This window comes from Streptomyces sp. NPDC002446 (assembly GCF_053595675.1).
This window is the reverse complement of the sequence record NZ_JBSFYC010000038.1, coordinates 17652-30233: the sequence shown is the minus strand read 5'-3', so window position 1 is coordinate 30233 and position 12582 is coordinate 17652. Positions and strand designations below refer to the sequence as shown.

General features: G+C 73.2%; 9 protein-coding genes. 3 read left to right on the top strand and 6 right to left on the bottom strand.

What is annotated here, in order from left to right; all coding sequences use genetic code 11:
- The 6 genes from asnB to ACWD6P_RS21740 form a co-directional block, all read right to left on the bottom strand.
- On the bottom strand, positions 1–1827 hold the full coding sequence (gene asnB, locus ACWD6P_RS21765) for an asparagine synthase (glutamine-hydrolyzing) (protein ID WP_451445788.1): 1827 nt from the start codon (positions 1825–1827) through the stop codon (positions 1–3).
- Positions 1828–1842: 15 nt separating this feature from the next.
- Positions 1843–3252 carry an MFS transporter gene (locus ACWD6P_RS21760; protein ID WP_451445787.1) on the bottom strand — a complete coding sequence of 470 codons (1410 nt, stop codon included), beginning with the start codon at positions 3250–3252 and terminating at the stop codon, positions 1843–1845.
- Positions 3253–3442: 190 nt separating this feature from the next.
- Positions 3443–4258, bottom strand: a complete 816-nt coding sequence (locus ACWD6P_RS21755) for an ABC transporter ATP-binding protein (protein WP_451445786.1) — start codon at positions 4256–4258, stop codon at positions 3443–3445.
- Positions 4255–5328 (bottom strand): FecCD family ABC transporter permease, encoded by a 1074-nt coding sequence (locus ACWD6P_RS21750; RefSeq protein ID WP_451445836.1) that lies wholly within the window; start codon positions 5326–5328, stop codon positions 4255–4257. The genes ACWD6P_RS21755 and ACWD6P_RS21750 overlap by 4 nt, the downstream gene beginning before the upstream one ends.
- An 8-nt stretch (positions 5329–5336) precedes the next feature.
- Positions 5337–6419 carry an ABC transporter substrate-binding protein gene (locus ACWD6P_RS21745; RefSeq protein WP_451445785.1) on the bottom strand — a complete coding sequence of 361 codons (1083 nt, stop codon included), beginning with the start codon at positions 6417–6419 and terminating at the stop codon, positions 5337–5339.
- A 346-nt stretch (positions 6420–6765) separates the two neighbouring features.
- Positions 6766–9660 (bottom strand): SpoIIE family protein phosphatase, encoded by a 2895-nt coding sequence (locus ACWD6P_RS21740; protein WP_451445784.1) that lies wholly within the window; start codon positions 9658–9660, stop codon positions 6766–6768.
- A 279-nt stretch (positions 9661–9939) separates the two neighbouring features.
- On the opposite strand from ACWD6P_RS21740, the gene ACWD6P_RS21735 reads away from it, so the two are divergent.
- The 3 genes from ACWD6P_RS21735 to ACWD6P_RS21725 are packed head-to-tail and all read left to right on the top strand — an operon-like array spanning position 9940 to position 12574.
- Positions 9940–10233 (top strand): hypothetical protein, encoded by a 294-nt coding sequence (locus ACWD6P_RS21735; RefSeq protein ID WP_451445783.1) that lies wholly within the window; start codon positions 9940–9942, stop codon positions 10231–10233.
- Positions 10227–10835 (top strand): RNA polymerase sigma factor, encoded by a 609-nt coding sequence (locus ACWD6P_RS21730; protein WP_451445782.1) that lies wholly within the window; start codon positions 10227–10229, stop codon positions 10833–10835. Before ACWD6P_RS21735 ends, ACWD6P_RS21730 begins: the two co-directional genes overlap by 7 nt.
- 5 nt (positions 10836–10840) lie before the next feature.
- Entirely contained in the window at positions 10841–12574 is a 1734-nt protein-coding gene (locus ACWD6P_RS21725; protein WP_451445781.1) for an IclR family transcriptional regulator domain-containing protein, read from the top strand.
- Positions 12575–12582: the final 8 nt, after the last annotated feature.

Sequence of the window (12582 nt, the reverse complement as noted above, 5' to 3'; positions counted from 1 at the left end):
TCAGAGGGCGAGTTCGGGCTGGTGGTGGTCCAGCCACAGGGCGAGGTCGACGACGCGTTCCAGCCGTAGCCGGTGGCCCCACTCCAGTCGCTCGGGCGGGGTGTCGAGGCAGGGCTTGATGCGGGTCTCGTCGGCCAGGGCACGGACCTGATCGGTGGACAGGGCGTCGCGGGCCAGGTCCTGCAGGCCGCGGTTGTAGTCGGGGTGGTGGGTGGCCGGGTAGTGGTTCTTGGGCCGGTGCAGCACGGATTCGGGCGCGAGTCCGGTGCCGGCGGCGCGCAGCAGGCTCTTCTCCCGGCCGTCGAAGCTCTTCAGGGCCCAGGGTGCGGCGAAGGCGTACTCGACGAGGCGGTGGTCGCAGTAGGGGACGCGGACCTCCAGGCCCTGGGCCATGCTCAACCGGTCCTTGCGGTGCAGGAGTTGGCGCAGCCAGCGGGTCAGGGACAGGTGCTGCATCTCGCGTTGCCGGTGTTCGGCGGGGGTTTCGCCGTCGAGGTGCGGTACGGCGGCCAGCGCGTCGGCGTAGGTGTCGTCGCGGAACTCGCCGATGCGCAGGTCGAGTTCGGGGTTCAGGGGCATCGCTGCCTCGTCGCCCGTCACCAGCAGCCACGGGAACGTCGACGCGGCCAGCGCCTTCGGGTTGTGGAACCAGGGGTAGCCGCCGAACACCTCGTCCGCCGCCTCGCCGGAGAGGGCCACGGTGGAGTGCCGGCGGACCTCGCCGAACAGCAGGTACAGCGAGGTGTCCATGTCGCCGACGCCGATCGGCGAGTCGCGGGCCACGACGACGGCCTTGCGGTGCTCGGGGTCGAGCAGGGAGCGCGGATCGAGGACGACCGTGCTGTGGTCGGTGCCGATGTACGCGCCGGCTTCGATGGCGTAGGGCGTGTCGTGCCCGGTGCGCAGGACGTCGCCCTTGAAGCGCGCCGCCTGGTCGCTGTAGTCGACGGCGTAGGAGCGGATGCGGGCGTCGGGGCCCTCGCGCAGGCGGAGTTCGTCGGCGAGCAGGGCGGTCAGGACGGTGGAGTCGAGGCCGCCGGAGAGCAGGCTGCACAGCGGGACGTCGGCTTCCAGCTGGCTGCGGGCCGCGGTGTCCACGAGGTCCCGGATCCGTTCGACGGTGGTGTCCCGGTCGTCTTGGTGGGCCACGGCCTCCAGTTGCCAGTAGCGGCGTTCCCGGATGCCGTCCCGGTCCAGGACGAGGAGGCCGCCCGGCGCGACCTCGCGGACGCCGGACCACACCGTGGGCCCCGTGTTGAACAGCAGGCTGTACGCCTCCCGCAGCCCGTCGGCGTCCACCCGGGGCCGTATCTCCGGGTGGGCGAACAGGGCCTTGGGCTCGGAGGCGAAGGCCAGGCCGCCGTCCACGGCGGCCCAGAACAGCGGTTTGACGCCGAGGCGGTCGCGTATCAGGAGCAGCCGCTGTGCGCGCTCGTCCCAGACGGCGAAGGCGAACATGCCCTGGAGGTGGTCGGCTACTTCCTCGCCCCACTCGGCGTAGGCGCGCAGGACCACCTCGGTGTCGCTGCGGGTGCGGAAGGTGTGTCCCCGGCCGCGGAGTTCGGCCCGCAGCTCGTGGTGGTTGTAGACCTCGCCGCTGTAGCTGAGCACGAGGGCCGGCCGGTCGGGCCGGTCGGTCATCGGCTGCGCGCCGCCGGCCGGGTCGATGACGGCCAGGCGGCGGTGGCCGATCGCGGCGTGTGCGCCGAGCCAGACGCCGCCCGCGTCCGGGCCGCGCGGGGTGAGGGTGGCGGTCATGGCTTCGATGACCGGGGTCCGGGTCCGGGCGTCGCCGTGGAAGGAGGCCCAGCCGGTGATTCCGCACATGGGAGTGGCTCCTGGTCAGTTGTGGGCGGCGGGCGCCGCGTCGGTGGTCTTGTCGGGCACGGGGGCGGGCCGCGTGCGGTGCAGGGCGAGCAGGGGTACGGCCAGACATGCGGCGGTGGCGGCCAGCGCCAGCCCGGCCCGTACGCCCTCTTCGGGGCCGGTCAGTCCGTGGACGGCGGTGGCGAGGGCGGGGCCGAGGGTGAAGCCGAGACTGCGGGCGAGCTGCATCGTGGAGCCGACGGTCGCGGTCCGGTCCGGTGGGGCGGCGCTCATGACGAGGGCCTGGGCGGGGCCGCCGTTCAGGCCCATGCCGATGCCGGCCAGCGCCATCCGCCAGGCCACGTCCGGCGGTGACCAGCCGTCGCCCAGCGGGACCAGCAGGAGCAGGCCGGCGGCGGTGACGGCGGCACCGGTGACCGCGACCGGCCGGGCGCCCCACTTGTCGGCGAGGCGCCCGCCGAGCGGCCCGGCCAGGCCCATGCCGAGGGGAAAGGCGAGCACGGTCAGCCCAGTGGCGGTGGCACTGACTCCGGCGTCGCGCTGGAGGTGCAGGGCGACGATGTAGTGCATGGCGGCGAAGCCGGCCGCGAGGGTCAGCACCGCGCCGTGGGGACGGAACAGGCCCGCCGTCCGCAGCACGCCGACCACCGGGCGCCCGCCGGGACCGCGCAGCCACCACCACAGCGGCGGTACGGCGGCCAGGGCCAGCAGCAGCGCGGCCGGGCCGTCCGGGGCCAGTGTCATCGCCAGCAGCAGGGCCGCGACGCCGGTGGCCGCGAGCAGGGCGTCGGCAACGGACCGGCGGTCGGGCGTGCGCCGTCCGCCGTCCCGCGGCATGGCTTTCCACGCGACGACCAGGGCGACCACACAGAAGGGGATCTTGACCAGGAAGACCCACCGCCAGCCCAGGTGGTCCAGCAGCAGGCCGCCGACGGCCGGTCCGGTCACCGCGCCCAGCGGGCCCAGCGTCGCGGGCACGCTCATCGCCCGCCCGCGCATCGCCGGCCGCACCGACCGGATCGCGAGCACCGGCATCAGCACGAACAGCACCGCAGCGAAGGCGCCTTGCGCGAGGCGGGCGCAGATCAGCCAGGCCGCCCAGGGGGCAGCGGCGGACAGGGCGCTGCACAGGCCGAAGCCGCAGATCGCGATCAGCACGGCGGGGCGCAGCCGCACCCCGTCGAGCCATCGGCCGACGGGCAACAGCAGGGCCACGACGGGCAGTTGGTAGCCGAGCACCGCCCACTGGGCGAGGGCGGCGGGCATGTGCAGACCGTCGGCGATGTCCGCCAGGGCCACATTGACGATGTTCATGTCGAGCATCGCCATGAACGCCAGCACGCCCGCCACGGCGACCAGCGCCCAGCGGTCCTCGCCGCCGGGCATGTGGCCGGGCCGTTCCGAACCGGCACCGTGGTGTGCCACCCTTCCCCCTCACCGTCGCGGGTGGGCTGCCGGACGGCAACCCGTCTCATCAGTCGAGGGGAAGCCGGGGTGAGTTCCCGGCCGTACCCGAGAAAGTGACCAGGGGGCTGGTTTTCCGGTGACGCCGCGGCCGCCCGATCGGGAACCCCGGGCCGGGCAGGACGTACTCGCCGCCCTGCCCGGCCGCGGGTCATCCACCGGTGCGCGCCTCCACCGCCGCGTCGGCCTCCGGGCCGGCGGGCGCCCGGTGGTCGAAGGCGATCAGCGGATCACCGGTGAGCGGGTGGTCGACGACGGCCGCCCGCACGCCGAACACCTCGGCCAGCAGGGCGGGAGTGAGGACGTCGCGCGGTGGTCCGGAGGCGATCACGGCTCCGGCATGCAGGACGTGCAGCCGGTCGCACACGGAGGCCGCCGCGTTGAGGTCGTGCAGCGACACCAGCGTCGTACGGCGCTGGGTGCGCAGCAGGGCGAGGAGCTCGACCTGGTGCCGGATGTCGAGGTGGTTGGTCGGCTCGTCCAGCACCAGGACATCCGGGTCCTGGGCGAACGCGCGGGCCAGCAGGACACGTTGGCGTTCGCCGCCGGACAGCGTCGTGAACCGGCGCCCGGCCGCCGCCGCCATGCCGACGTCGGCGAGGGACCGGGCGATGACGTCCCGGTCGGTGGCGTCATCGCCCGCGAAGGCCCGCTTGTACGGCGTGCGCCCCATCGCGACCACCTCGTGGACGGTCAGCTCGAAGTCGCTCTGTCTCTCCTGCGGCAGCGCGGCCACATGCCGCGCCGACTGGGCCGCGGACAGTTCGCGCAGGTCGGTGCCGGCCAGCAGGACCCGTCCGGCGGTGGGCTTCAGGTGCCGGTAGACGGTGCGCAGCAGCGTGGACTTGCCGCTGCCGTTCGGCCCGACCAGGCCGGTGATCTCGCCCTCGGGCGCCACCAGATGGGCGCCGGCCACGACCGTGCGGCCGGCGTAGGCGAGGTGCAGGTCCTTGATGTCGATTCTCAACTGCCGCTCCGCAGACGCCGGTCCAGCACATAGAGGAGGGCCGGAGCCCCGATGAGTGAGGTGACCACGCCGACCGGCAGCTCCTGCGAGTCCATCGCCGTGCGGCACACGATGTCGACCACCACCATGAGCAGCGCCCCGAACAGTGCCGAGATCGGCAGCAGACGGCGGTGGTCGCCGCCGACGACCAGGCGGCAGGCGTGCGGCACCATCAGCGCGACGAAGGCGATCGCGCCGGACACCGCCACCAGGACGCCGGTCAGCACACTGGTCACCGTGAACAGTTCCCGGCGCAGCCGGGTGACGTGGATGCCGAGCCCGGCCGCCGTCTCGTCGCCCATCAGCAGGGCGTTCAGGCCTCGGGCGCGTGCCTGCAGCCACAGCAGGGCGGCCGGAACCACGACCGCGGGCGCGGCCAGCAGCGGCCAGCCGGCACCGCTCAGACTGCCCATGAGCCAGAACAGCACGCTGTGCGTCTGCTGTTCGTCCCCGGCCTGCAGCACCAGGTAGCTGGTGAAGCCGGACAGGAACTGCCCGATCGCCACCCCGGCCAGCACCAGCCGCAGCGGCGCGAATCCGCCGCCCCGCCGGGCGACGGCCCACACGAGGGCGAAGGTGGCCAGGGCTCCGACGAAGGCGGCGCCCGACAGCCCCAGGCCCAGCGCGCCGCCCGCGCCGAGTCCGAGGACGAGGGAGGCGACGGCCCCGAGCGAGGCCCCGTTGGAAATGCCCAGCAGGTACGGGTCGGCCAGCGGGTTGCGCACCAGTGCCTGCACCGCCGTGCCGACGAGGCCGAGCCCGGCGCCCACGAGCGCGGCCAGCACGGCGCGCGGGACCCGCAGCTGCCACACGATCAGATCGTTCGTGCCCGGTCGCGGGGCCTCACCGGACAGCCGCCGGCCCACCACGCTCCATACCTCGCCGGGCGGGATGGACGTCGATCCCCAGGCCACCGCGGCCGTCAGCGCGGCGAGCAGCGCCAGGCCGAGGACCAGTGCCAGCGGTCCGGCCGGCAGACCGGGCGCGTCCCGGCTCGCGTCCGTGGTGTTTCCGCGGCGGGACGCGGACAGTGCGGAGATCACGGCTGGCCGACCTTGCCGGGGTAGAGGGTCTTGGCGATCTCCTCGACGGTCTCGGCGTTCTCGACACCGGCGATGGTGGTCTGCTCGGAGCCGATGCGCAGGAAGTGGCCTTCCTTGACCGCCTTCATGCCCTTGGTCGCCGGGTTGTTCTCCAGCCACTTCTGCGCCTCGCCAAACGCCTTGTCGTTCGCCGCCTCGCTGCCCCGGCTGCGTATCCCGAGCTGGATCCAGTCCGGGTTCTTGGCGATCACGTCCTCCCAGCCGACCTGCTTGCGGTCGGCGTCGCAGTCGGCGAAGACATTGCGGGCACCGGCCTGCGTGATCACCGCGTGGGCGACCTGGCGGTTGCAGACGACGGTGGGCTGCTTGGTGCCGGCGTCGTAGTCGAAGAAGAAGTACGTCGGCCGCTTGCTCTCCGCCGTACCGCCGACCGCCTTGCGGACGGCGTCGACCTTCTGCTTCATCCCGGCGACGAGTTCCTTCGCCTTGGCGCTCGTACCGGTGACCGCGCCGAGCGAGGTGATGTCGGCCTCGACCGCCTTCAGGTCGGTCATGGGGCCCTTGCCCTGCGCCGCGCAGGCGGTGGACTTCAGGTAGATCCGCTTGATCCCGGCTGCCGTGAACTCCTCCTCGGTCGGCGCATCGCCCATCCCTCCCCCGCCCATGCCCGCCATGGACGCGAAGGTGTCGATGTACAGGTCGGCACCGGAGCCGAGGAGCTTCTCCTTCGGGATCACGCTCCGGCCGAGCACCGTGACCTGCTGTGCCTGTGCGTCCAACGCACCGGGCAGGGTGCCCTTGGCCGGCGGGAAACCGGTGCCGATCACCCGGTCCCCGGCACCGAGGCGGAGCAGCAGCTCCAGGCTGGAGGCGTTGCTGGTGACGATCCTCTTGGGGGCGTTCGAGAAGGTGGTCTTGGCGCCCATGCAGTCGGTGACGGACACCGGGTAGTCCCCGGACGCGGAGTTCCCGGCCTTCCCCGTGCTCGCGTCCGCCGCATCCTTCTCCCCGCCGCAGCCGGCGACCAGCAGGCCGCCGAGTACCACGGCCGCCGTCCCGCCCCACACACGAGAACGCATCGAAAGCCTCCAAGATCCACTCAGTACGGGGGCGGCCTTCCGCCGCCCGCACCAGTAGTCGGGGCACGCCCATGTCGAGTTCCCGCCCAGTTGGCGATGTGTGCCTGCCGGGTACCTGCCGGGCCGCCGCGAGCCGCAGCACGCAGCAGGCGGCTCCCGGCCGGGGACAGAGCCGGGAGCCGCCTGGTTGCCGAGGACGGTCAGCCGTCGTCAGCCGGTGAAGCGGTGCCGACCGGCAGGGCGACGGCCGCGCCGGTCACCGCGACCGCGAGGGCGGTGCGGAGCGCGGTGCGCTTGCGACGCCGAAGGGAAGGCATGGCCTGCCCGCCCGACCGGAAATCAGCCGTCATTCTGAATGGCCCGAATTCCGCACGGTCCGCTCTTCGCCGTGCGCCACACGCAGCTGCTCGGGCAGCGTCTGCTCACACCAGATGACCTTGCCGCTCATGGTCTGCCGCGCGCCCCAGCGCTGTGTCAGCTGTGCGACGAGCAGCAGGCCCCGGCCGCCCTCGTCGAACACGCGGGCCCGGCGCAGATGCGGTGCGGTGCTGATGCCGTCGGTCACCTCGCAGATCAGCGCGCGGTCGCGGATCAGCCGCAGTCGGATCGGAGCGGCGCCGTACCGGATGGCGTTGGTGACCAGCTCGCTGACGACCAGTTCGGTGACGAACGCGACCTCCTCCAAGCCCCATGCCGACAGTTGGCGGACCGCGTCCGCACGCACCCCGGCGACCGCCGCGGGATCGGCGGGCACGTCCCAGGTCGCCACCTGTCCGCTGTCGAGGCAGCGGACCCGGGCGAGCAGCAGCGCGGCGTCGTCGGCGGGGTGCCCCGGCAGCAGGGTTTCGACGACCTTGTCGCACAGGGCGTCCAGCGAGAGGCCCGGGGCCGTCAGCGCCTGCTGCAGCGCGTCGAGTCCCTCGTCGATCTCGCGCTGCCGGGACCGGACCAGGCCATCGGTGTAGAGGGCGAGCAGGCTCCCCTCGGGCAGTACGGTCTCCACCGCCTCGAACGGAAGCCCGCCCAGCCCGAGGGGAGGACCGGCGGGCAGGTCCAGGAGGGCAACGGTGCCGTCCGGATAGGCCACGGCGGGTGCCGGGTGTCCGGCGCGGGCGAGGCAGCAGCGGCCCGACACCGGGTCGTAGACCGCGTACAGGCAGGTGGCGCCGACGTCTCCCGGGGCGGCGGACTCCGCGCCGGTCTCGGATTCGGCGGCCAGCCGGATGACGAGGTCGTCGAGCTGGGTGAGCAGTTCGTCGGGGGGCAGGTCGACGTCGGCGAGGGTCCGTACGGCGGAGCGCAGCCGGCCCATGGTCGCGGAGGCGTGAATGCCGTGGCCGACCACGTCGCCGACGACGAGGGCCACCCGTGCGCCGGACAGCGGAATCACGTCGAACCAGTCGCCGCCCACCCCCAGCCGGGGATCGGCCGGCAGGTACCGGAAGGCCGCCTCCACCGCCGACTGCGTCGGCAGCCGCCGTGGCAGCAGGCTGTGCTGGAGCGTGAGCGCCGCCGTGCGCTCGCGGTCGAAGCGCCGGGCGTTGTCGAGACAGACAGCCGTCCGGGCGACCAGCTCCTCGGCCAGGGCCAGATCGTCGTCCTCGAACGGCTCGGGGTGGCGCGACCGGACGAAGTCCACCACGCCCAGCGTGGTGCCCCGGGCGATCAGCGGCACCTCGATCCACGAGTGGAATCCGTAGGCGCGGCCCTTGGCGAGACGCGCGGAGTCCTTCGCCAGCCATGCGCTGACGGCCGGGTCCGCCGCCCGGTGCAGCTCCGACCGCCCGGTCGCCAGACAGCGGGCCTGGGGCGAGTTCTCGGGGTAGACGGCGACGTCGCCCAGCCCGACCAGGGCCTCCGGCGTGCCCTCCAGAACGGACTGGTGCGCCACCCTGCGCAGTACCGCGCCGGTGACCGGTCCCGGGGGCGGCTCGTCTCCGCTCAGCAGCGTCTCCAGCACGTTGACGCTGACGAAGTCGGCGAGCCGGGGCACCGCCACGTCGGCCAGTTCCTGCGCGGTGCGCGCCAGGTCGAGGGTGCTGCCGATGCGTGTGCTGCCCTCGCTCAGCAGCTTCAGGCGTTCTCTGGCCTCCTCGGCCCGGCCGGCCAGCGCGCGCAGCTCGGTGGTGTCCCGCAGCGTCGCGACCCACCCGGCGGGCCCGCCGTGGACGGCCGTGGGCCGGAGATTGACGGCCAGCAGACGGCTGCCCGACGGATGCACCTCGTCGGTGACGGTGCGCCCGGATCCCAGCAGCGCGGCCATTTCCGGAGCCAGGCCCAAGGCATCCAGGGGCAGTCCCTCCGCGCTCGCACGCATGCCGAGCAGCTGCCGGGCATCGTCGTTGGCGAGCACCAGCCGCCGGTCCGCGTCCAGGATCAGCACGCCTTCGCGGACCGCGTGCAGCACGGCGTCGTGGTGCTCGTACATCCGGGTCATCTCGACGGGTCCCAGGCCGTGCGTCTGGCGCTGCAGCCGCCTGCTCACCAGCGCGGCCCCGCCCGCGGCGAGGACCAGCGAGCCCGCCGCGACACCGAGGAGGACCGGCAACTGGCGGCTGACCGTGGCTCCGACGTCCACCGTCTGCACGCCCGCGGTGACGATTCCGATCACCTCGCCGCGTGCGTCGGTGACGGGCACCAGAGCCCGGACCGCGCTCTGCGGCTCGCCCTCGAAGATCTCGGTGAACGAGTGGCCCGCCGCCGCCCGGCCGACGTCGCCCTGGGCACGCCGGCCGATCAGCGAGGGCCTGGGGTCGGTGTAGCGGATCCCGCTCTTGCTGAGTACGGAGACGAAACCGACGCCGGAGCCTTTCCGGGCCGCTTCTGCGAGCGGCTGGAGTACGGCCGTGGGATCCGGCGATCGCAGCGCCTGCGCCACGCCCGGGGAGTGCGCGAAGCCCTCCGCAACGGCGAGCGACCGGTGACGGGCATCGGTCTGCGCGTCCTGTGTCGTCTTGAGCACCAGGGTCACCATGGCGATGGCGGCGAGCAGGACGAGGACCGTCAGCTGCCAGACGAAGGCCTGGCCCGCGACGCTCCCCAGGCTGAAGAGGGAGGTCAGATATGCCTTCCACGACCGCCGGCCGGCGCGACGCGGTGTGGGACCGGCTTCTGCGGTGCGATGCCCATGGCCGGGGTGCGCATGCTCTCGCCGGTGGTCTCGGCGTGTGTCGGCCCCCGAGCGGCGCGGTGCGCGCCAGGGCAGGCGACCCAGCGCCGAAAGACGACCAAACCTGCGCATGTCATCATTTTCCAACACTCACTGCTGTCTCGAACGCACGCGGGCGCATCGGATCCATGGATCTGCCCCTCGGAGGCGTACGTCCACGCGACCGCGGCGCCCATGGCCGCGAGGCCCAGCCGGAACGGGCCGCCGTCGCTCGCGCCCGGTCCACAAAAGTCCGGGCGTCACCCCCTGGGGTGAACTCGGGGACGCCCGGGGGGAGAAGTGGGCCCCAGGATTCGTCAGGGGGGCGAGGACGCACACCGCGTCCGCGTCGATCAATGGAGACCCACTTACATGACGTCGTCCTTTGAGTGGACCGGATTCCTCCCGGCCGCCGTGAGCGCGGTACACGCGCTGGGCGTCCTGGTGCGCTCGTACCGGGAGCGCAGCACCTCCGGCGGGCGGACCCGTCGGCCTCGCGCGGCCGAGGACCCACTGGACTGCGAGGGCCGTTGCCGGTGCGTCGCCGGCATTGCGGTCGTGCGGGTGGAGGTCGCCACGGAGGCACCGGTTGTGGTGCGCATCGCCGTCGCCGTCGGTCCCGTCATGAGCAGTACGACGGCAGGTGGGGAGCCGGGCCCGTGGTAGGCGACGGCCTGTCCGGAGAGGCGGTGGCGTTGGGCGGGGACGTGGCGCAGCGGCTGCTGGACTGCTACCCGGCCTTCATGGCGGAGGAGCCGGACGCGCTGCGGCGGGCGTTTCCGGCGCTGTCGCTGCCCTCGTGCCAGGACTGCGCGCAGGAGGCCTATCTGCGGGTGGGGTTGAAGGCGGCCGCCGGGGATCTGGCGCCTGCGACGAACGTGATGGCGTATCTGCGTCGGGCGGCCCGCAATCTCGCCGTGGACCGCTTTCGCGAGCAGCAGCGGGGCAAGCGGCTGGTGCTGATGGGCGGTGACGCGCTGGACGCGGTGCCGGACCCGCCGAGGGCGTTGGCGGACGAGGACCGGGCGGTGCTGCAGGAGCTGGTGATCCCGGCGATCGAGGAGATGCCGGAGAGCCGGCGGCGGCAGGTGGTGGACCTCCAGAGCCGGGGGCTGAGCGATCGGGAGATCGCGGCGGAACTCGGCATACCCGCGCGTCGCCTCCACAATTTGCGGAACAAGGCCGTGGCACATCTAAGACGCAATCTCGCGGGGCATATTCGGGACGGGCACCGGAAGAAGACACAGCACGGAAAGAAGGACAGGTGACAGATGTGAGCAGGTACGACGACCACCGCGGCAGGGCGGGGTGCCCGGAGCCCGTGGTCCCGGCCGGGCTCGCGGAACTGCTGGCCCAGCTCGCCGGCCCGCCCGACTTCTGGGACCGGCCCAGCGGAGACTTCGGCCCCCTGACCGACAGCTACGCACTCACCTCCGACCAGCGGGCACACGCCAACTCGCTGTACCGGCTGGGTTCGAAGGCCCTGTGCCGTGACGAGCTGCTGCCGGCCGCCGAGTGGCTGGGCGCGGCAGCCGAGTCCGGCCATCCCGGGGCGCTGTTCCGGATGGCCGCTCTCACCGCGCGTACGGGGGGCGCGGGGCAGGAGAGCGTACGGTTCCTCGTCGCGGAGGCGGCCCGGCACGGGCACGGCGACGCCCGCGCACTGCTGCAGACGACGGCGGACCGCGAACCGACCGGCCACCCCGCATGTCCGGTGATCGAGGATCCGCAGTTCATCCACGAGGTCCGCCAAGGGCTGGGCCTGCCCGCGGTACCGCACCAGCCGGCCGGCTCGGACCAGGCCGAGGCCTGCGAACCGGCCCCGCCCCCGGATCCGTCCGGCCCCGAGGCCGCGGCCCCTCCCCGGCTCGTACGGGTACCGGCCCCCAGGCTGGGCCGGGTGCGCGGCCCTGGGTGGTTGCGGCAGGAGACGCCCCGCCCGGAAGACGGCTCCCCGGAGGGCAACCGGCCCCAGCTCGCCGCCCGTTCCGCCAGTACCGCGGCCGGGGACGGTCTGCTGCTGCCGCTCCCGCCCGAGCACCCGGGGTTCGCTCCCAGCGCCCCGGTGGACGACGCCGGCGGGCACGAGCCCTGGTGGTCCGCCAATGCGCTGCGGCCGGCGGTGCTGACCGACATGGCCCGCAGCACGCCCGTCCACACCGACACACCCCAGCAGTGGAAGGCCGCCGCCCGGGCTTTGGACATCCTCTATCTCGTCGACGCGGCGGACGGGATCACCACCCGCGCGCTGACCCGCAGAAGCGGACTTCCGCTCGCCCCAGTGGCCTGGCTGCTGCACTGGCTACGCGGCCAGCACCTCATCTCGACCACCGCCGGCGCCCACTTCCCCGGCCCGCTCATGAAGATGACCCACCACCCCGAGCAGCGTCACCAGCTCCTCCAGCAGACCCTCACCGGCCTGCGCGACCACATCGGCGCCGCCGTCTACGTCAGCGGTTACACCCACGGAGACGTCAACGTCCTGCAGTCCGCCTACGGCCCCCAGGCGCCTGCGGTGAAGGAGTGGGTCGACTTCCGCGATGCGGCGCACGCCAGCGCCGTCGGCAAGAGCCTGCTGGCCCAACTCGACTTCGACGGCCGTATGAACCACCTCGCCCGCTACCGGCCGATCAAGCTCACCGACCGCACCATCACCAACCCCCGCGCCCTCTTCGAAGCCCTCGACGGACACGGCCCCCACGCCGCCCAGTTCGATCTGCTGGAGTACTCCCACCTCGAAGTCTGCGCGGCCTTTCCGCTCGGCATCCCCGGGCGGGCCACCTGTGTGGCGCTGTCCCTGCCCGCCGGACAACGCCACCGGCTCCTGCCCGCCGCCCGCGCCCTGAGCGAACGCTCCGCCGGGCTGCTCCTGGCCCTCCTGCTCACCGATGAAGCCGCCGCCGGCCGCCGACCACCCTCACCAGCAGCAGCCACGGAAGGAGGCGACCAGGCCACCCTCACCGGCACGGCCCGCGCCCTGCCCCGGATACCCGCAAGCCGACGCTGAGCCGCCTC

Bases quoted from the DNA above. Each gene is read 5' to 3' on its own strand.
- ACWD6P_RS21745 (WP_451445785.1), bottom strand. From the start codon at position 6,419: ATGCGTTCTCGTGTGTGGGGCGGGACGGCGGCCGTGGTACTCGGCGGC.
- asnB (WP_451445788.1), bottom strand. From the start codon at position 1,827: ATGTGCGGAATCACCGGCTGGGCCTCCTTCCACGGCGACGCCCGGACC.
- ACWD6P_RS21735 (WP_451445783.1), top strand. From the start codon at position 9,940: ATGACGTCGTCCTTTGAGTGGACCGGATTCCTCCCGGCCGCCGTGAGC.
- ACWD6P_RS21740 (WP_451445784.1), bottom strand. From the start codon at position 9,660: ATGCGCAGGTTTGGTCGTCTTTCGGCGCTGGGTCGCCTGCCCTGGCGC.